Annotated in this window: 14 protein-coding genes; 10 read left to right on the top strand and 4 right to left on the bottom strand. The window is 40.6% G+C overall.

Going from position 1 to position 20,566, the window contains the following annotated elements:
• The first annotated feature begins 2 nt into the window (after positions 1-2).
• On the top strand, positions 3-830 hold the full coding sequence (locus DWX23_RS22600; RefSeq protein WP_122355868.1) for a DUF3822 family protein: 828 nt from the start codon (positions 3-5) through the stop codon (positions 828-830).
• Positions 818-1,366: a 16S rRNA (guanine(966)-N(2))-methyltransferase RsmD gene (gene rsmD, locus DWX23_RS22595; RefSeq protein WP_122376165.1), complete on the top strand. Its 549-nt coding sequence runs from the start codon at positions 818-820 to the stop codon at positions 1,364-1,366. The genes DWX23_RS22600 and rsmD overlap by 13 nt, the downstream gene beginning before the upstream one ends.
• Here rsmD and cls read toward each other — a convergent pair.
• Positions 1,363-2,802, bottom strand: a complete 1,440-nt coding sequence (gene cls, locus DWX23_RS22590) for a cardiolipin synthase (RefSeq protein ID WP_122376164.1) — start codon at positions 2,800-2,802, stop codon at positions 1,363-1,365. The two genes, rsmD and cls, sit on opposite strands and share 4 nt — an antisense overlap.
• Positions 2,803-2,898: 96 nt before the next feature.
• Between cls and DWX23_RS22585 the strand changes: the two genes are divergently transcribed.
• Both DWX23_RS22585 and DWX23_RS22580 read left to right on the top strand, forming a co-directional pair.
• Entirely contained in the window at positions 2,899-3,492 is a 594-nt protein-coding gene (locus DWX23_RS22585; protein ID WP_122355863.1) for a rhomboid family intramembrane serine protease, read from the top strand.
• A gap of 107 nt (positions 3,493-3,599) precedes the next feature.
• Entirely contained in the window at positions 3,600-4,886 is a 1,287-nt protein-coding gene (locus tag DWX23_RS22580) for a Gfo/Idh/MocA family protein (RefSeq protein WP_122376163.1), read from the top strand.
• 90 nt (positions 4,887-4,976) lie between these two features.
• Here DWX23_RS22580 and DWX23_RS22575 read toward each other — a convergent pair whose 3' ends face one another.
• Positions 4,977-7,784: a TonB-dependent receptor gene (locus DWX23_RS22575; protein WP_122376162.1), complete on the bottom strand. Its 2,808-nt coding sequence runs from the start codon at positions 7,782-7,784 to the stop codon at positions 4,977-4,979.
• A gap of 320 nt (positions 7,785-8,104) precedes the next feature.
• Positions 8,105-8,668 carry an RNA polymerase sigma-70 factor gene (locus DWX23_RS22570; protein ID WP_122355857.1) on the bottom strand — a complete coding sequence of 188 codons (564 nt, stop codon included), beginning with the start codon at positions 8,666-8,668 and terminating at the stop codon, positions 8,105-8,107.
• 165 nt (positions 8,669-8,833) lie between these two features.
• Between DWX23_RS22570 and DWX23_RS22565 the strand changes: the two genes are divergently transcribed.
• The 6 genes from DWX23_RS22565 to DWX23_RS22540 all read left to right on the top strand — a co-directional run bounded on the left by DWX23_RS22565 (position 8,834) and on the right by DWX23_RS22540 (position 18,945).
• Positions 8,834-9,892, top strand: coding sequence for a FecR family protein (locus DWX23_RS22565; RefSeq protein ID WP_122376194.1), 1,059 nt, complete (start codon positions 8,834-8,836; stop codon positions 9,890-9,892).
• A gap of 331 nt (positions 9,893-10,223) precedes the next feature.
• A complete protein-coding gene (locus DWX23_RS22560) occupies positions 10,224-13,415 on the top strand; it encodes a TonB-dependent receptor (RefSeq protein WP_158607113.1) in 3,192 nt (1,063 codons plus the stop codon).
• 11 nt (positions 13,416-13,426) lie between these two features.
• A complete protein-coding gene (locus DWX23_RS22555; RefSeq protein WP_122376160.1) occupies positions 13,427-15,082 on the top strand; it encodes a RagB/SusD family nutrient uptake outer membrane protein in 1,656 nt (551 codons plus the stop codon).
• Between the two features lie 117 nt (positions 15,083-15,199).
• Entirely contained in the window at positions 15,200-16,630 is a 1,431-nt protein-coding gene (locus DWX23_RS22550) for an FAD-dependent oxidoreductase (RefSeq protein ID WP_122376159.1), read from the top strand.
• A gap of 243 nt (positions 16,631-16,873) precedes the next feature.
• Entirely contained in the window at positions 16,874-18,469 is a 1,596-nt protein-coding gene (locus tag DWX23_RS22545) for a beta-N-acetylhexosaminidase (RefSeq protein ID WP_122376158.1), read from the top strand.
• A gap of 104 nt (positions 18,470-18,573) precedes the next feature.
• Positions 18,574-18,945 carry a Spy/CpxP family protein refolding chaperone gene (locus DWX23_RS22540; protein WP_122376157.1) on the top strand — a complete coding sequence of 124 codons (372 nt, stop codon included), beginning with the start codon at positions 18,574-18,576 and terminating at the stop codon, positions 18,943-18,945.
• A 62-nt stretch (positions 18,946-19,007) separates the two neighbouring features.
• Here DWX23_RS22540 and DWX23_RS22535 read toward each other — a convergent pair whose 3' ends face one another.
• Entirely contained in the window at positions 19,008-20,297 is a 1,290-nt protein-coding gene (locus tag DWX23_RS22535; RefSeq protein ID WP_122376156.1) for a DUF1080 domain-containing protein, read from the bottom strand.
• Positions 20,298-20,566: the final 269 nt, after the last annotated feature.

The raw sequence follows: 20,566 nt of genomic DNA, 5'->3' as shown, positions 1-20,566 counted from the left end.
TTATGGCTATCAGTATCCCCGATACGTTGACTGCTGATAATTCTGGAAAATACATAATGTCCATCCGGCTTAGGTCGGATGGACTTTCTTTTTCAGGATACTGCCCTTCGGAGAGCGAAAGTTTCTTTTACAGGAACATGGAGTTCGACCGGACGAAGCCTTATATCTCTTCGTTGAAAGAGTTTTTCTTCGGACATGAGTTTCTTACTTATTCATATAAGCGGACAAACCTGGTCTATGTGACATCGCAATATACGGTGGTGCCGGAAGAAGTCTTTACAGAAAAGCAGAAAAACGATCTGTTATCGTTTACTTTTTCTGCTCCGGAGAATAAATGCCTGCATAATCTGTTGGCACGTGAAGCCGCGGAAGTGGTGTTCGGAATGGATGAGGAGGTGTATGAGTTCTGTTCCCGTTCGCTGATCAATCCCTCTTTTGTCCATCATATTACGCCCCAGCTGGCTTTGTGGAAGCAACAAAGCCGGACGTTGATCCCCCGCCAAATGTATGTGGTGCTCCACCGGAAGATGATGGATGTGGTTTGTTTTGCCCAGGGGAGATTGCTTTTTGTGAACACTTTTGAGTATGATAAGCCTGACGATATCCTGTACTATATATTATATGTATGGAAACAGGTCGGTATGGATCAGGAAAAGGATCAGCTTCATATCTATGGAGGTGTTTCCCTGCGTAACAGTATAACGACTACGTTACGCAATTATATACAATATATCAGTCCGGCAGAGATACCGTCGGATGCTTACTTGTTGGGAGCCGAAGTCGTTCAGGCCCCATTGGATTTAATAGCTTTATCTGTATGCGAATTATAAGCGGAATATATGGTCGTAGACGTTTTGACGTGCCGTCTTCTTTCAGTGCACGGCCGACTACTGACTTTGCAAAAGAGAACCTCTTTAATGTGATCAATAACCTTACCGATCTGGAAGGGACTGATGCACTGGATTTATTTGCCGGAACAGGGAGTATCTCGTTTGAATTGCTTTCAAGAGAATGTAAAAGTGTTACCGCTGTGGAGAAGAATAATGCACATGCTTCTTTCATTGCAAAGGTCGCAAAAGAACTGAAGACCGAATCTCTCCATCTGATCCGTGGCGATGTGTTCCGCTATCTGCATTCGGCTCCGAAGCAGAGTTTCGATTTTATTTTTGCCGATCCGCCTTATGCGTTGAAGGAACTGCCGGAAGTGCCTGAACTGGTCTTTGAACGCGACCTGCTGCGTGACGGGGGCATATTCGTAATGGAACATCCGAAAACGAATGATTTCTCCCATCTTCCGTATTTCGATCAGCAACGTATCTATGGTTCAGTCAATTTCAGTATTTTTATCAAAGAAGAAAAGGCTTAAAGGAGCGGGGAGAACAGGCGCATGAACGACTCGGTGAGTCGTTGTTTGACAGGACGTTTCAGCCAGCGCGAAGGGATCAGACGTTCGCAACTGTGCATGTCGTGCAGGAATACCCGTTTCATCTGTATGGCGAAAGAGGGCTGATATACGAATGCGTTTATTTCAAAATTATGCTCGAAACTGCGGAAATCCATGTTAGCCGATCCGATACAGGTTAGCGCATCGTCGGTGATCATTAGTTTGGAATGCAGGAAGCCCGGCTCATAAAAATATACTTTCACTCCTGCTTTTACCATTTCGTCTATAAAAGAATGTGTCGCCATGTTAGCCGTACGGGTATCTGAACGTTTGGGCAGCATAAGGCGTACGTCGATGCCTCCCAGTGCTGCGATTAGCAATGCTTGGTTCAAGCCCTCGGTCGGTAGGAAGTAAGGTGTTTGTATGTAGATGTATTTCTTGGCATTTGCTATGGCAAAGATATATGCCTGAAGCAGTGTACGCCATTGGCCGACCGGACCGCTGGTTACTATCTGCATAATGTTGTCCTCATTATAGATCTTTGCTGGCGGATAAAAAATCTTGTCATTCAGAAGATTTTTGCTGACAACATACCAGTCGATCAGGAAAGCGGACTGGAGGCCGTGTACACCTTTCCCGATTATCCTGAAATGGGTGTCGCGCCAGATACCCCATTCCGTTCCATTCTCATAGCGGTCGGCTATATTCATGCCTCCCATATAACCGATCTCTCCGTCGATGACAACGATTTTCCGGTGGTTACGGTAATTGACTTTGCTGGTGAAGACTGGGAAAGCTACCTTCAGGAAGGCATGTACTTCGATACCTGCTTCCTGCATTTCATTAAAGAAACTGTTCTTTACATTCCAGCAGCCTACATCATCATATAATAACCGTACCTGGATACCTTCTTTCGCCTTTGCGATCAAGGCTTTCTTGAAACGAGTCCCGACTTCATCGTCGCAAAAGATGTAATATTGGATATGGATATGGTGGGTTGCTCCCTGGATATCTTGTAGCAGATCCTTGAATTTGTCTGTCCCGTTCGTATAGATTTTAATCTCACTTCCGTAAAGCAGGGAAGACTGGTTGTTGTTATTCAGCAGGGTGACCAACGGTTGGTACGGCTCGGGGACTGTACAGGCATCCTGTGGAAGCTTACCTTCCTGCGGGCGTTTCATGATACGTTTGTAGGTTCGGCGTGAGATGATACGCTGCTTCCTGTTGTCCTGTCCGAAGAAGAAATAAAAGAGTAATCCGATGCCGGGAGCCAGTAATAATACAATGACCCAGGGGATGGTTTTTAAAGGATTCCTGTTCTCTGCAATGATAACCAGAACCAACCCCAGTATGGTGATGGAGTACAATATGATGAATATTACCCCTGCAACCCATTGTATATGTATGGTAGCCAGCATGCTTTTTATACTTTGTTACAAGTTGATAAAGGTAGTAAGGTAATTTGTAAATAACAAATCTTTACTACATTTGCCGGATATATCAAAAGAAAGAAGATGATTACATATATTATTATCGGTATAACCGTATTAGTTTCTTATCTCTGTTTCAATAATGCGGAATTATTTCGTAAACTGGCATTGATCCCCTATCGTACGGTGAAGAATAATGAATGGTACCGGTTGATTACTCACGGTTTCGTTCATGCAGACATGACGCATCTGCTGGTCAATATGTTTACATTCTGGTCGTTCGGTACTTATATAGAAAAAGTATTCGGTTACCTTGGTTTCGGAACATGGGGATTCCTCGGACTTTATTTCGGTGGAATGATTTTTGCCTCCCTTTATGACCTGATCAAGCATCATAACGATCCTTATTATGTGTCTATCGGAGCATCGGGTGCGGTGTCGGCAGTGTTGTTCTCCTACATATTATTTGATCCCTGGAGCAAAATTTTGTTGTTTGCGATCATTCCTGTGCCGGGAATTATCTTTGGAGTGGTTTATCTGGCTTATTGTCAATATATGGCTAAACGTGCAGGGGACAATATCAACCACAATGCCCATTTTTACGGGGCAGTCTATGGTTTCCTGTACCCGGCTTTACTTAATCCTTCGTTGATAAAAGCCTTTCTGTCGCACTTCTGATCGAGATATTTTCTGTATATAATCGTGTTCAAGTGTTTGTTTTGTAGGGTATTATTTATAGATTTGTAGAAATATCTCAATTTCTCTAATACCATAAGACAGACATAATGAAAAGACGAAACTTCATCAGAAGTGGAGCATTGGCGATTGCAGGCTTCACTATTTTACCCCGCCACATTTTAGGAGGAACGAATTTCGTTGCTCCCAGCGACCAGATCAATCTCGGGATTATCGGTTGCGGGGCACAAGGACGTTGGACACTTGCTCCGGAATTTGCCCGTAGAGCTAACCTGATCGCAGCATCCGATTGTGAATCCCGTCAGCTGAATGCCATGCAGGCGATTGTTGAAAAAGAGACCGAAAAGGCAAAAGGGCAGGCATATAAAGGTTTTAAACTGTATGCCGACTACCATGAATTGCTGAATCGTAGCGACATAGACGGAGTGATTATTGCCACTCCGGATCATTGGCATGCTGTTCAGACTATCGAAGCTTGCCGTGCCGGAAAAGACGTGTATGTGGAAAAGCCGATGTCTCATAGTATCGAAGAAGGACGTGCTATGGCGGATGCAGTTGCGAAATATAACCGCGTACTGCAGGTCGGTAACATGCAACGTTCATGGCGTAACTTCCGCCATGCCTGCGAATTGGTTCGTAATGGTTATATAGGTGAGATCAAAGAGGTCAAAGTCTCTATCGGGCCTCCTCCTGTAAAATATGATCTTCCGGCACAACCGGTCCCCAAGACGCTGAACTGGGATATGTGGATCGGTCCGGCTCCGATGAATGTGTATAATGAGGAACTGGCTCCCCCTATGGAACGGAATACGTTCCCGAACTGGCGTAATTACCGGGAATATGGCGGTGGTATGATTTGCGACTGGGGTGCTCACATGTTTGATATTGCACAATGGGCTTTGGGTATGGACGATTCCGGTCCGATCGAATTTACTCCTCCCGAGGAAGGTGAACTGAGACCGCTCAGCATGCGTTATGCAAATGGAACCATTATGACACACGAACCTTTCCGGAAAGCCAATGGGAATGCAGTCCGCTTTATCGGTTCGGACGGAGTGATCGACATCAGCCGTAGTTTCCTGGATACGATCCCGGCAAAACTTCAGGATGAAGTGATCGGTGGTGATAAGATCAAACTGTATAAGAGTGACGATCACTATAATGATTTCCTCACAGCGATGAAGACCCGTAAGCAACCGTTAAGCACGGTGGAGATAGGACATCGTACGGCTTCCCTTTGTCATATAGTCAATCTTTGTTATGAGTTTGATCGTAAACTGGTATGGAATCCGGAAAAAGAAGAGTTCTTCTTTGATGACGAAGCCAATAAACGGAGGGGAAATCCGATACGTGAACCGTATAGCCTGAAAGTATAGTATATATATTAATGTATAGGAAAATAGGAGCGGCGGTAAAAGTTTATAAAGACTTTTACCGCCGCTCTTTGTTATGCTCTTACCGTTTGTTTAGAAATGTGGGGGAGGTCCTCCGGGACCGCCATGCCCTCTACCGCCCGGTCCGCGCATATCGTTGGCGGAAGCTCCGCCTTTAAAGATGCTGAACCTATAGATAAAGTGGACCATGAAATAACTGCTCAGCGTGTTGTATTCCGAATATTGGGTGTAGTTGGCTGTTACACTTTGGGAAATATTACTACGTTGTTGCAGGATATCATATATTTTGAAACGCAGGGTTGCCTGATTGCCTTTCAGGAAGGATTTAGAGGCCGATGCATTCCACAGAACTTCTTTCTGTTGGTATCCGGCGGCATAACCGGAGTTACTCGACCAGGTAATATCACTTTCAATTTTAAAATCAAGCGGAAGGTAAATAGTGGTTGTCCCGCCGACTCCATAGTTGAAAGTGTTTTGATCATTCTGATTTTGTAAAGAGTTATTCGTACTTCTGTAGCGTACGTTCCCGTTTAACCCCAGGTCGAGGTAGTCGGAACGAAAATCAATACCGGCACGCTCCATGGCTGTGAAATCCTTGTTTACGTTCTTTTCATCGTTGATGAAACCGTTAGAGTTGGCGAATGAAGCCATTGTCATGGAGTTGATAGAAAACTTCTTGTTTTTCAAAGGAGTGTTGAACATGACACGTGCGTTGCCATTGTAGTTTCCATTCACATTCTCGTAAGTCGTCATCTTTTTACCTGTTTCACCGACATAGATGGATTTGGTAACAATATCGTTGACCACATAATTTGCATTCAACATGACCATGAAAGCGGTCTGTTTATCCGGAATGAACTTCTGGTAACGGGCAGACAGGTTATTTGAATAAGTCGGCTTCAGATCCGGATTACCGGTAACGGTATTCAACGGATCGGATATATCGGCTACCGGCTGTAATTGAGTCATACTCGGCTGGCTGGTGCGACCGCGATAATTGATACGCAGATTGGTACGTTTGTCAAACCGATAGTTGAAACGGACCATCGGGGAGACATTAACTACATTACGTGTCAGCTTGGAAAGGGTAGAGTCGCCGACGAAGTTTTCACTTACGCTATGCGAAGGCTCCAGATTCATACCGATCGTATAATCATAGTTCTCGCGGACAGCTTTGAATGCCAGACTGGCTTGCTGGTTTATAAAGTTATTACGGTAACTTTTGCTGTATGCCGTATCCAGTACATTGTACTCTTCGCTTCCTTCTTCTTTGGTATATGAGTTTTTCAATGATTCCTGTTTGTTCTGGCTGATACTGTAGGTCGCCTGGATGAAATTATTACGACCGATCGGTTCTACCCATGACAAATAAACGCGGTAATTGAATCCTTTATTATCGTATCTGAATTGTTGGTCGATCAACTCGTTTTGTTCGTTCCCAAGGAAATACTCCGTATTGGAGTAGTTCAAACCTTTGTTATAAGAGTCGCTTATCCCTCCGTTTAATGAACCACTGAATACACGTCCTTCGTTATTCAGCTTTCGGCTGAATTCCAAACGGGCATTGATATTGTAGCCCTCTCCGTCGGATAGGTAATCGGATTCGCCGAGATTGACCGTGTCTCCCCGGTTGGTCAGCGTGTTGAATGAACCGGACTCCCGGTTATGGCTGTTACTATAGCTGAAACTCGGCTGGAAAATGATTTGTGTGGCGGTATCCGGTTTCCATTCCATACGGAAGTCGGCACCGACATTATCACTTTTTGTATTGTTATTGTTTATCTCATTATAAATAGTCGAACTGTCGTTCGGTAGAATATTTGTCCGGGTTGTCTTACTTTCCGCCTCATTGTCGGAATGCGAATAGCGTACGTTACCTCCCAATGTCAGTTTTTTGCTAAACTCTTTGCTGAAGTTCATGCCGACGTTTCCGGAAGTCATGATACCGTTTCCGGCTCCTCCACCTCCCATACGTCCGCCCCGTCGTCCTCCCATTCCGGAGAACATGTTGGAGGCAATATCCGAGAATCCCATATTATTCGTATTGTTCAAACCTCCCATCAACGTGAACTGATCGTTGTTAATGAAACGATTGACCATAAAGTTCCCTTCATATCTGTCCTCACTGCCATATCCGGCAAAAGCATTTCCGAACCATCCCTGTTTCATTCCAGGCTTGACGGTCAGGTTAATAACGGTTTCTTCCTCTCCGTCGTCAAATCCGGTCATCCGTGCCATGTCGCTCAAACGGTCCAATACCTGCACTTTCTCAACCATTTTAGAGGGAAGATTTTTAGAAGCGACTTTCGGGTCATCAGAGAAGAACTCTTTCCCGTCGATCAGGACTTTCTTGATCTCTTTCCCGTTGACGGTAATCTTTCCTTCACTGTCCACTTCCACACCTGGCATCTTTTTCAATAAGTCTTCCAGTACGGCTCCTTCGGTCGTTTTATAAGAATCCGCATTATATTCGACGGTGTCGTTTCGTACCACTACTTCGGGTGCTTTACCGATCACGACAGCTTCTCCCAACTGGATAGCTCCGTCGCTCAGTGCCAGTTTCCCTAACTTAACCGGGTCTGTCTTTCCTGTGATACGTATCGGCTGGTATAAAGGATCGAAACCGACGAAGCTGACGTGCAGTAAATAACTACCGGCTTTGATTCCTTTTAAAGTGAAGTTCCCGTTGCGTGAACTGGCCACACCTCCGATCATTGTACTGTCTTTTACATTCAATAAGCGGACTGTGGCCTGTTCGATCGGCTCGTTGTTCCCCTCTTCTACCACTGTTCCAGTGACATCAACTCCTCCCCGCTGTGCAACTGCCGGCAACGAAAAAAGAATAAAAAATAACCATAATAAGTATCTTCCCGATTTCATAACTAATATATTATCTGTATAAAACAAATAGTGTACCGGACTGGTTTCCGGTACGAGAAGATAGACTTCGGGAATATGATTAAGTTTAAAAAACTATGTGTTGATTTTGTTTTTATTAACAAAGACTTCGTTGAATACTGCCGTATATTTGTTCGTAATTATCCTTATGTATATTGATTTAGTTGCCGGGGTTATCTGTAGCCGACGTCCTCGACAGCTTTGCCGACGCTGTCGACAATTTTGCTGACGTCGTCGACAATATTGCCGACACTGTCGGCAACAGTTTTTCTGCGGAAGAAAACAAATTCCTTAGGGATCTATCAGGAAGGAAATCCAAATAAAAAAGAGAGAAGAGGGAGATAATCTTTCAGTTTGACACGGAGGATTTTCAAGGATTGGGAAATACGGTATTCAACCGTTTTGACGGATACGCCAAGTTTATTGGCTATTTGGTTATTGGTAAGTTCTCCGAAACGGCTTAAGGCGAAAGTATCACGATAAGTTACCGGTAATTCTTTTATAGCTTTGTTTATGTGCTCTGTTAGTTCGTTTATAAAATAGTAATCAGGATCTTCAAACTGATCTTTAAGTTTGTCATATATTTTATTATGTATCCGTTCGTGGTATAAGTTCTTTTTGATGGCATTTAGGCATCTGTGTTTGGTTGAGATGAAGAGGTATGATTTGAGAGATGTACCGATAATTAAACTTTTGCGTGTCTCCCAAATAAACAGCATCAGATCCTGCACTAACTCTTCAGAATCTTCATCGGAAATATACTGGGAGGCATATTCGCATAAAGGTGAATAATATTTTAGAAAAAGCTGTTTATAAGCATTTTCATCATTATTTTGTAGTAAATTCAGAATCTGATCATCATTCATGGAGTTGGATTGTTTGTCTGTTGTGGTATTTCAAATCTATAAGCAAATGTAAATTGTTTCTTTATACATACAAAATATTTTATAGGATTTACTGATTACTTTTTTTGAAAAAAAGTGGAACATGAGTTTAGGGTACTGTGCCTCAAGTTTTGTCGTATGTATAGAATGGAAAAAGAAAATAGACATATTATCAGTAATGAACCAGACGAGACAGTTCTCTTGAAATATATATCGGAAACTGCTTCGGAAGAGGAAAGAATCCGGGTTGACGATTGGTTAAGGGATGATGAAGACAGGGAAAATGTTTTGTTGCAGTTGGCTGCGATAGATCATGCTCTTCGCACAAAAGAAAGGATAGCATCCCGTAATCCGCTGGATGCTTTTAGTAAAGTGAAAAGGCGTATTAAACTTTCACAGAGAAAGTACTGGATAGATCGTGCTTATCTGGCAGCTGTCTGTTTTTTGGGTGTATTGATCTTATCTACTGCAATATCTTATTGGACACAAAAGGGAATTGGAGGTGAGACACAGATCGTAACAGTCCAGGCTAATGCAGGTATGCGTACTCATTTTAACTTGCCGGATGGAACCGTTGCTTATTTGAATTCGGGAAGTGTACTTTCCTATCCGTTGCATTATGATAAAAAAGAGAGGCGGGTAACACTTACGGGAGAGGCTTATTTTAAAGTTACGCATAACCCGGAACAACCGTTTATAGTAAGTGTGGCTAATGACCGGATGCGGGTTAAAGTGCTGGGAACGGAGTTTAACTTGCAGTCTTATAAAAATGAGAATATAGTACAAACGACATTAGTTAGCGGTTCTGTAAATATAGAAGCTGTAAGGAAAGGCGATATAGTGTCTAATATTAAACTAAAACCATCAGAGAGGGCAGTCTATGACATTTCTTCTGGTTCTGTTTCTATTGCCTCCGTAAATACGGAGTACGATACAGCTTGGAAAGAGGGGCGTTTGATGTTTAAAGACATGCCGATACCGCAGGTATTGAAGAAGTTATCTTATTTTTATAATGTAAGGTTTGATGTAAAGGATTCCGTAATCAATACTTACCGTTTTACCGGAACATTTGAAAATAAGCTATTGTCGCAAATATTGGATTATTTGAAAATTTCTTCGCAAATCGATTATACAATTAAGCAAATGACATCGGATGATAGTTCGGGTATTCAAAATGAGACTGTCATCCTGAAGAAAATGAGATAGTGTTAAATCTGAATGTTTAATTTAATATATATGCCTATGAAGTAATACCTAATTATTGTAAACCTTATTGAAAACATACGGAAATATGCTGGTAACATATTCCCGTATGAAAATTCGAAAGGTCTTTAGAGACTACAAACAATTTTTTTTAATCTTAAATCACTGCAAAAGTATGGTAAAGATTTATTATTTCCAATATAAAGGGAATATTAGTGCCTTTATATTACAATCTAAAATCACGAGAATCATGAAGTTAACCAGTCTATTGCTTTTTTTGTCAATCGGATTAGCTTGGGCATCGAACTCATATGCACAAAAGGCTATACTTTCAATGAATATGACTAATCGGACTATTTTTGATGTATTGGAAGAGATTGAAACGCAAACTGATTTTCATTTCTTTTATAACAGCAAGATTATCGATATTCATCGAACAGTTTCGGTAAACGTAAAAGATAAATCTGTTTTTACAATCCTGGATCAGATATTTCAAAATTCAAATGTTGCTTATAAGGTCGTGGATAAGGATATTATCCTTTCGGCAGATGAAGCTACCGGAACTTTACAGGATAGGCGGAAGATAACAGGGATAGTTAAAGATAAAAGTACGGGCGAACCTGTTATCGGAGTGAATGTCTTGGTGAAAGGTTCAACAAATGGAACGGTTACTGATATAGATGGCAGGTTCTCTCTGGAAGTCTCATCGTCCGATATATTGTCTGTTTCTTATATAGGCTATATGTCTCAAGATATTACAGTCAGTAATAAGGATGTGATCAATGTTGATTTACAGGAAGATTCGACTAACTTGGATGAAGTTGTGGTTGTGGGATTCGGCACACAGAAAAAAGTCAACTTAACAGGGTCCGTCTCGGCATTAAGCACGAAAGAGATTGGAAAGTTGAAAGTGACACAAACCTCTCAATTGTTATCGGGAATGGTTAGCGGTATAAATGTTACACAAGGATCCGGACAACCGGGGGCCGATCAGTCTTCTGTAACGATCCGTGGATTGGGGACTTTCAGTAGTGCAGGAAACTCTCCATTAGTATTGGTTGACGGGTTGTCTTCTTCATTGGACAATGTGAATGCGAATGATATAGAGAGTATTTCTGTTTTAAAAGATGCAGCATCAGCTTCTATATATGGAACCAGAGCAGCAAATGGTGTTATATTAATTGAAACGAAAAAGGGGAAAGAAGGAAAAGCCCGAATCACTTATCAGGGTAATTTCGGTTTTTCCCGTCCATCGGAGACTCCTAAGATAGTGGATTCCTGGGTCTATGCTGAAATGTACAATGAGGCATTGATAAATGGAGGAGGAAGTCCTCAATATACGGTAGATGAAATTGATAAATTTAAATCAGGGGAAGATCCGGATAATTATCCCAATAAAAGGCATTATGACGACTTGATAAATTCCGGAAGTGGTTTTCAGACCAATCATTATTTAGGTTTGACGGGAGGAACAGAAAAGAATTCTTATATGTTTTCTCTGAGTTATCTTAATCAAAAAGGTATTGTTGCAGAAACAAATTATCAACGTTATAATGTAATGTTTAATGCAAGCAGCAAACTAAGAGATAATTTTAAAGTAAATGTGAAATTTTCTGGACAGAAAGGGGATAGTAACCAGCCAACGGCTGTTGACAGTAATCCTCCTGAGGGAGTTGAAGGCTTGATAAGCTATGCCATAAAGGTTCCGAATACAATAGCCGGGAAACGTTCGGATGGTTATTATGGTAATCAGACGGGATTTACAATTGAAGGTTGGATGGACAGTGAATCTTTTATTAAGAATGATGATGTAGATGTTATTGCAAGTGCCAATATTGAATGGAATATATTGAAGGATTTAAAACTGACGGGAGTGGCAGGGTATGATTATTCGGCTTCCGACTACAAAAGATTCAGGCCTACATTGGTGATAGATCAATATCTGACTGCTTCTCCTTCCGATCTCAGGATACGTAAGGCACGGAATACTCTTTTAACATTGCAGGCATATTTGGATTATGACTGGTCTGTAAATTCTCATTTGTTTCATGCTCTTTTAGGGTATTCTCAGGAAAGTAATAAAAACGATTGGGTTGAAGCTTTTCGCGATAATTTTCCCAGTAATACTTTATATGAACTGAATGCAGGTTCGGCTTCTAACCAGCAAAATGCCGGTTCTGCATCGGAGTGGGCTTTGGCCTCTTTTTTCGGAAGATTGAATTATTCATTCCTGGATAGATACCTTTTGGAAGTCAGTGCCAGGTATGATGCATCTTCAAGGTTCCCCAAAAAGAACAGGTGGGGGTTTTTTCCGTCTGTTTCCGGTGGATGGATTATATCGCAAGAGAATTTTTTCAATATACCGATTATAAACAATCTGAAATTGAGAGCTTCCTGGGGTAAATTAGGTAATCAGAATATTGGAGATTATCCTTATCAACAAGTAATAGCTCTGGGTATTAATGCTCCGTTTGGTGTTTCGGAAGAGTTATGGCCCGGTGCTGCTGCTGTAGATGTTCCAAGTACGGATATTACCTGGGAATCCACAGAAGTAATGAACGTCGGACTAGATATCGGCTTATTTAGCAATAAACTGACGTTTACTGCGGATTATTATATAAAAGAAACATCTGATATTTTATATAATGTAACAGCTTCAAAGGTCTTGGGAATGACTCCGTCTGTGCAAAATGCAGGAACTGTAATTAATAAAGGTGTCGACTTTTCAGTTCAGCATAGAAATGTTATAGGGGATTTTTCTTATGGAGTTGCGGCAAATGTGTCTTATGTGAAAAATCGTGTGGATAAACTGGCTAATGTGGAAAAGGATATTGCCGGAGGACTTTTTGTCGGTCATTCTTTAAATTCGATTTATGGCTATGTTGTTGATGGTTTTTTCAATAGCCAGGAAGAGATAGATAATTATGCCAAGCAACCTCGGACTGCTAAACCTGGGGATTTAAAGTTAGTCGATATAAGTGGCCCGGATGGTGTACCCGATGGTATTGTTAATGCTGACTATGACAGGCAGATAATAGGAACTCAGTTTCCCAAGTTAAATTTTGGTTTTAATATCAATGCTCAGTATAAAAATGTCGATTTCTTACTTAATATGAATGGAGTAGGAGGAATGGACCGCTTTGTCGGAGGAGAAGAAAGTTATCAGGGAAATGCCTTTTACCGTGGATCCAATCCACAGGAATGGATGATAAAGGGACGATGGACTAAAGATAATCATGATGCTACTTATCCCCGGTTACTGGTTGTTGGGGGAGGAGAGCAACAATTTTATAAATCTACATATAGAGTTATTAATGCGTCTTTCTTTCGGATAAATGATATACAAATCGGATATACATTCCCTTCTACAATGATTCAATCTTTGGGTATGTCAAATCTGAGGGTTTATGCAAGTGTAAAAAATCTGGCCACTTTTCATAATTTTTTGGAAGGATGGGATCCGGAAAGAACTTCTATGTATCCGGCTGTTAGGGATTTTATGGCAGGTATTAGTGTAACATTCTAATTTGAAACAATATGAAAAAGAGTTGTGTAAGTAAATATATATTTGTAGTTGCTTTTTTGAGCTTTTCTGTCGTTATACTAACAGGGTGTGATAGTTTATTAAACAAATATCCGCTGGATAGTTTGTCTAATAGTACTTTCTGGAAAACAGAAGGGGATGCTTTGTTGGCTTTAACAGGAGTATATCAACAAAATAAGCTGACAGGAACTAATGCAAAACAATCTTTTGACTTATGGAATCAGGATGCTTATTTAAGATTGTTTGAGGCTACCACTGATAATGGTTTTGAAAAGGACAACGGTGTAACCGATTTTAATAATGGTGATTTAGCAGCATCTTATCAGCCAGTAATGGATTTGTGGACAACTACTTATATCAAAATTACGAAATGTAATAATTTCCTTGAGAATATTGATAATGTTGAAATGGATGTAAATAAGTTGGAAGAAATGAAAGCTGAAGTCAAAACGATAAGGGCTTACGATTATTTCTGGCTGGCGTTTTTGTGGAGTGATGTTCCTTTGGTTACTAAAGTATTAACGGTGGATGAAGCTAATAGTGTGTTTCGTGATAGTCGTGAAAATGTTATCAAATTTGTAATAGAGGAGTTACAGTCGGCAATTCCTAATTTACCGGTAACACGCCCGGATAAAGATTATGGCAGAATAACGAAAGGGGCGGCTCTGGCTATTTTGGGGAGAGTCTTTTTGGCCGAAAAAAGATGGGAGGATGCAAAAAATGTTTATAAACAGGTTATAGATCTGGGAGTCTATAGCATAGATGCACGTTTCAGCAATCTTTTTATTGAAAAGGGTGAGAACAGTAAAGAGTTCTTGTTGGTAAGTAAAAGAATGCCGGATATATATGGGAATTCCATCTTGTTAAGTTGTCTAGGGTTTACGTGGGGAGGATATCATCATTACAGTCCGTATAATGAATTGGTGGAAGATTTTGAATGTATAGATGGTTTGCCTGTTAAAGAATCTCCATTGTTCGATCCGGAGAAACCCTATGAAAATCGTGATCCGAGATTACTGAAAACAATATTTGTAGATAATATATCCGTCTTTAAGAATATATTATATATTGCTCATCCAGATTCATCCCCGAACGTTTATCAGGATCAATTGACAAGACGTCAGTGGAGCGGTTATATGGTTCGTAAATTTTGTGATGAAGATTACAATGGAAATCTGAATGTGTATGGTTGCGATTTTCCAATGATTCGTTATGCAGAAGTTCTGTTGAGTTATCTGGAAGCGAATATAGAGTCTGGAACACCTATAACGCAGAATTTATTGGATGAGACAATAAACCGTGTCAGAGGTCGCGAAGAAATAAAAATGCCTCCTGTTACGGAAACAAACCCGGATAAGTTGACCACTATCCTGAGACGTGAAAGGCGTGTGGAATTGGCTTGGGAAGGTCTAAGACTGTTTGATTTGTTCCGGTGGCGTACAGCTCATATATTACTTAAAGGACGTTTTCATGGCATGAAGATCTGTTCTAAAAAAGATGCATCTGGTTATACGAAAGTACCTGTCAATACAGATGGCTATTATTTTTGTGAAGAAACATTTTTCAGGGAGAATGTAGATTATTTGTGGCCAATTCCCCAGGCAGAACGGGATGTTAACAAAAATCTGACACAGAATAGCGGTTATTAGTTCCGTTTGGAGAAATTTATCCGTGGTGAGTACCACCTGAAGTATTTAGGTGGGATACTCATCCGGTACTGGTTTATGAAAATAAATTGAATAAAAAACAATTAATAAAATATAGATATGAAAATACATTCCAGAAGAACGTTTCTAAATAATATTTGGGTCGGAAGTGTTGGTCTTGGGATCATGGCTCCTTTTTCTTCCTGTATGAAACATGGTGGAGAAATAAAAAGTACACGGGTGAATTTACCGGTAATCGATGAGGTTGAGATCTGTATATTGGGAGGTAGTTGTACAGGGGTTTTTGCAGGAGTTAGAGCGGCACGCTTAGGTGCATCTGTTGCTATTGTTGAAAAACAGAATGCATTTGGTGGTGTTGCAACCAGTTCTTTAGTAAATATATGGCATTCATTATATGATACGGAAGGCAAACAGCAAATAATAGCCGGATTGACGAAAGAAGTGTTAGATCGCCTGGCTACACGTGATGCGGTAAATGTCAGTTCAAATCCAAGTTCAGCGTATACATTTAATTCGCAAGAGTTAAAAATAGAGTTGGATGAATTAGTGTTGGAAACAGGCATTCATCCCTATTTACATACACTTTTTTCAGAGCCATGCCTGGATGAAGATGGTCAGTTAATCGGGGTGATTGTCGATAATAAGTCCGGGAGAGGGATCATTAAAGCGAAATATTTTATAGATGCAACAGGAGATGGTGACTTATGCTATCGCTTAGGTTTAAAATCTTATGTTTTTGATTTGTTACAGCCCCCTACGACTTGTGCATGTTTTGAAGGCTGGAATTCCAGAGAATTTGATGAACTGTTGAAAATGCATGCTGCTGAATTCAATATTCCGGATGGATTTGTCTGGGGGGCAACACTGCCTAATACGAATGTTTACATGCTTGCTGGGACTCGGGTATATAAGGCCGATTGCTCTGTGGCGGATGATTTGACAAAAGCGGAAATTGAAGGAAGAAGGCAGATCCGGGCAATTATGGATATGTTGAGAAAATATGGAACCAAAGAAAATCTGCCGGGGTTGGTCGCATTACCTTCTTATATTGGAATACGGGAAACAAGGCATATAAAATGTCTCTATCAGATTAGTGATGAAGATGCAATGTATGGTAAACATTTTGAAGATGCAATAGCAAATGGTAGTTATCGTTTGGATATCCATCATCAGGATAAGCCAGGATTGACTTTTAGATATCTTGATGGTTCAGAGGTTTATGTAAGACCTGGAGTCGCAGATCAGAAAAGTCGTTGGCGAAAGGAAATGGAGGTTGATCCGACTTTCTATCAGATACCACTTCGTTCGATAATCCCGGAGAAACATGAGAATTTGATGGTTGCCGGCAGAATGTTGGATGCTGCAATTATAGCCTATTCAGGTATAAGAGTTATGGTAAATATGAACCAGGTTGGTGAAGCTGCGGGAGTTACTTCTTATTTGGCATTGCATCAACAAAAAAGGATCAGAGACGTTTCCAGTGGAGATGTAAGAGATGAATTAAAAAAAGGAGGCTCTATTATTATTTAAGTTGAATTTTTAGCTTTACTAAAGCTTTTAGTTTATATCTTTTTTGCAGGAACTGTCGCTTTCCTTTTTTAATGCAGATTGGAATATGAAGTAGAATACAGGGTTTAGATATACATCCTGAACCCTGTCACTTTTATTTAGCTGTTTTTTTGAAATATAAGTTTGTGTATTTTGTTTTTATCATATTACTTTGTAATTTGTTTTTTTACAATATCTTATATCTAATTTATAAATCTGAAGTACATGAAAACAAACATTCTGACCTATTTGTGTTTTCTTATCCTTTGTGCCTGCCAGGCTCCCCCCGTTGAAGAGTATGCGATTATTCCGCAACCTCAGGAGATCAGTTATACACCGGGTTTTTTTAAGATGAGTGCTCATCCGGCTATTTCTTATTCCGGTGATTTAAACAATGAAGCTCAATTGTTACAAGCAGCTCTTTCTTCTGACTTTTCGGTGGATGCAACCCTTAAAGATACAGGAAAAGGGGATATTAACCTGATGCTTGATCCGACAGTTTTACCAGATAAACCGGAAGGATATCAGTTGGAAGTTACTTCCGGCAAGGTAAATATCAAGGCTAATTCTGCAACCGGTATTTTAAATGGTGTGCAGACACTGCGTCAAATAATCAAAGAGAAAGATGGTAAATATCTGGTTCAGAGAGCAATTATCTCTGACTATCCGGCTTTTTCCTGGCGCGCTTTTATGTTGGATGAAGGACGTTATTTTAAAGGGAAAGAAGTGGTGAAAAACCTGTTGGATGAAATGGCCGGGTTGAAAATGAATGTTTTCCACTGGCATCTTACCAATGATCAGGGATGGAGAATTGAAATCAAGAAATATCCGAAGTTGACAGAGATAGGTGCTTTCCGCGATTCTTCGGAAATCAATCATTTTGGAAGCGATGTGTACGATGGAAAACGACACGGAGGTTTCTATACACAGGAAGATATAAAGGAAATCGTTGATTATGCATCCAAACGACATATTACTATTGTTCCGGAAGTCAGTATGCCGGGACATGCCAGTGCTGCTATTGCTTCTTACCCCTGGTTGGGAACAAGTGGAAAACAGATCAAAGTACCAGGAAAGTTTGGTGTTCATTATGAGGTTTTGAATGTCTCCGATCCTCGTGTGATGGAATTTCTTGATGATGTAACGAACGAAGTTATCGCTTTATTCCCTAGCCCTGTGTTTCATATAGGTGGTGATGAAGTAAAATATAACCAGTGGAAAGAATCTCCAGCCATACGTAGCTATATGGCTAAGAAAGGTTTGAAAACTCCTGCAGAACTACAGATCTATTTTACGAATGAGGTGTCCAATATGCTTGAGGCCAAAGGAAAGAGAATGATGGGCTGGAATGAAATTACTGGTGATAAATTGCATGAATACCAGTCTGCAGAAGATACAAAAGATGTTGAGCAGCAGTTGGCGAAAGGTACTATCGTTCATTTCTGGAAAGGAGATTCTGCCTTGATCAAAAAAACGATCGACAAAGGATATGATGTTGTAAATTCATATCATATATATACTTATATCGATTATGATTATAAATCGATCCCGTTGTCAAAAGCCTATTCATTCAATCCGGTACCGGAAGGATTATCTCCGGAAGAACAAAGTAGAGTGTTGGGGCTGGGTTGCCAGATGTGGGGTGAATTTATTCCGACTGTTGAAAGTATGAATCAGAAAATTTATCCGCGTATTGCGGCCTATGCCGAAACGGGATGGACCGGCGCAGAGAAGAAAGATTTCAACCGCTTCCTGAATTCTCTCAGCCATTTTATCAATAAATGGACGGCTGAAGGATTAGTGATCGGGCCGGTTGAGTAAAAAATATTTTTCAAAGTGATTAAACTATTTCCATGTAACAAAGTCTATTATATCGAAGCGCTTCACAAACAGTTAAATATTAATTTAAGTAATAAGTATAGTTTATGAAGAAGGTAATAGGATTGTTTTTGGTTATCCTGATTAGTACAGCAACAGTTTTTGCACAGGGCGGTAATCGCCAGGGAAAGGAGGGAGATCCTTCCAAACGTAGTGAAAAAATGATTGAGGATCTGAAACTCGATGATAAACAGGCTGCAGAATTCCGTAAGGTGGAAGCTGATTTTAGAGAGCAGATGAAGAAGGAACGTGAGTCTGTCAAGGAAGACCGTGAAAAGATGCGGGAAAAAATGATAGCTATGCGTACTGAAAAAGACGCTCAGATAAAGAAAATCCTGACGGACGAACAGTACAAACAATATCAGGAGAAACAGAAAAAAGCGGATAGCTCTCGTAAAAAAGGACATGGACGTAAATGATAAAAGTAAAAAATCCCCGGTAGAATATTCTGCCGGGGATTTTTGTGTTTGTTATTACGGGATTACAACGTTTTCAATTTTAGGTTACGCCATAATACTTTAATGCCGCCACCATCGTGGATTTGTAAAGCGATGCGGCCTTGTCCGGCACCGATTTTCTCATCGTTGATGTTAACCATTTCTTCGCCGTTCAACCAGGTTTGTACATTATCACCTTGAACTTTGATACGCATGGTGTTCCAGTCGCCTTCTTTCAGGATCGTTTCTTTTTCATCCGGAATCTGAATCAACCATCCGCGACCGTATGATTCGTAGATACCACCGGTGTCATGACCTTTAGGAGCTACTTCAACCTGCCATCCGTTCACTTTTACATCTTCTTCAATGAAAGAACGGATAAATACGCCAGAGTTTCCGTCTGCTTCCTGTTTGAATTCAACTGTCAGGTCGAAATCATCATAATAGTCACGTGTAGCCAGGTAACCATATTTTTTATCCGGACCGCTTTCACAAATCAGCAAACCGTCTTTTACATACCATAATTCAGTACCGTATGCTTCCCAACCTTTTAGGTCGACTCCGTTGAACAGATTCACTTCTTTGCTTTTGCGGGGAAGTTCTTTGATCTTTATATTACGGAAAGATGCAGGATAACCATGATCCTGTAAGCAAAGGACGCCTTTTTTAGCTAAACCATATTCGGGAGCATTCGCCCACTTTCCACTGTTTTTCTTTTCATACCAATCGTCGGTCCATGCTTCGAATTCCAGAATTTTCTGGCCATTCAGCCAATGTTCTACATGACCATTATCAAATACGATTTTAGAATTGTTCCATTCACCTTGCGGGTTAACCTTCATTTTGGATTTGTCAGGCAGATGCATTGCGTAGTCTACGCCCAGTTTTTGCCATTCTTCCAGAGGTTCCGGGAAGTTCGGTTCATCGATCAGCTGATATTCCGGACCTGTAACATAAGGTACGGCGAACTGAGGACGTTCGACAACATGGTAAAGCATACCGCTGTTGCCACCCTTCGACAGTTTCCAGTCCCATGACAATTCGAAATTTTCATACTGTTTATCGGTTACAATATAACCGCTGGCATCACTGCCGTCACCTTTAGCCTGGATGCATCCGTCGACAACATGCCATGGCTGTGTGAGGGTTGTTCCGTTGTAATCTTTCCAACCGTTGAGTGTTTTTCCGTCGAAAAGAAGTTGCCATCCATCGGCTACCTCTTCGGGAGTAAGCGTGTTTTGTTCTGCACCTGCGCAAGAGGTAAACAGTGCTAATGATACTGCACAAGAGGCTAACAAACTTGTTGCAGCTACTCTTTTCACTACTGATTCCATTTTAGAATTAAGTTTTAATTGATAATGATATAGCGACAAAGATAGGAAAACTTCCTATGCAAAATCTTTAAAAAATGTATTGAAATCTCATTAACTTACTGTAGACTTATTCGTTTGATATATATCAAATGAATAAATGACATATGTGTTCCTTTCGTTTGATGATTGTGCTTTATTCGTTTGATAATTGTCAAAAGAAAGGAAGTAAGGGATGTCCTGTCCTGAAATAAGTTGACAAAACACCACGGTAAACTTATGTCAGAATCGAA

Origin of the sequence: Parabacteroides sp. AF18-52 (assembly GCF_003479145.1) — a bacterium.
Taxonomy (GTDB): Bacteria; Bacteroidota; Bacteroidia; order Bacteroidales; family Tannerellaceae; genus Parabacteroides; species Parabacteroides faecis.
Note: the sequence above shows the minus strand (reverse complement) of the source record. Positions and strands in the feature narration are given on the sequence as shown.

Coding starts and splice junctions, on each gene's coding strand:
- DWX23_RS22545 (WP_122376158.1), top strand. CDS start 16,874: ATGAAAACAAACATTCTGACCTATTTGTGTTTTCTTATCCTTTGTGCC.
- DWX23_RS22600 (WP_122355868.1), top strand. CDS start 3: ATGGCTATCAGTATCCCCGATACGTTGACTGCTGATAATTCTGGAAAA.
- DWX23_RS22570 (WP_122355857.1), bottom strand. CDS start 8,668: ATGAATGATGATCAGATTCTGAATTTACTACAAAATAATGATGAAAAT.
- DWX23_RS22565 (WP_122376194.1), top strand. CDS start 8,834: ATGGAAAAAGAAAATAGACATATTATCAGTAATGAACCAGACGAGACA.
- DWX23_RS22575 (WP_122376162.1), bottom strand. CDS start 7,784: ATGAAATCGGGAAGATACTTATTATGGTTATTTTTTATTCTTTTTTCG.
- rsmD (WP_122376165.1), top strand. CDS start 818: ATGCGAATTATAAGCGGAATATATGGTCGTAGACGTTTTGACGTGCCG.
- cls (WP_122376164.1), bottom strand. CDS start 2,802: ATGCTGGCTACCATACATATACAATGGGTTGCAGGGGTAATATTCATC.
- DWX23_RS22585 (WP_122355863.1), top strand. CDS start 2,899: ATGATTACATATATTATTATCGGTATAACCGTATTAGTTTCTTATCTC.
- DWX23_RS22550 (WP_122376159.1), top strand. CDS start 15,200: ATGAAAATACATTCCAGAAGAACGTTTCTAAATAATATTTGGGTCGGA.
- DWX23_RS22580 (WP_122376163.1), top strand. CDS start 3,600: ATGAAAAGACGAAACTTCATCAGAAGTGGAGCATTGGCGATTGCAGGC.
- DWX23_RS22540 (WP_122376157.1), top strand. CDS start 18,574: ATGAAGAAGGTAATAGGATTGTTTTTGGTTATCCTGATTAGTACAGCA.
- DWX23_RS22555 (WP_122376160.1), top strand. CDS start 13,427: ATGAAAAAGAGTTGTGTAAGTAAATATATATTTGTAGTTGCTTTTTTG.
- DWX23_RS22535 (WP_122376156.1), bottom strand. CDS start 20,297: ATGGAATCAGTAGTGAAAAGAGTAGCTGCAACAAGTTTGTTAGCCTCT.
- DWX23_RS22560 (WP_158607113.1), top strand. CDS start 10,224: ATGAATATGACTAATCGGACTATTTTTGATGTATTGGAAGAGATTGAA.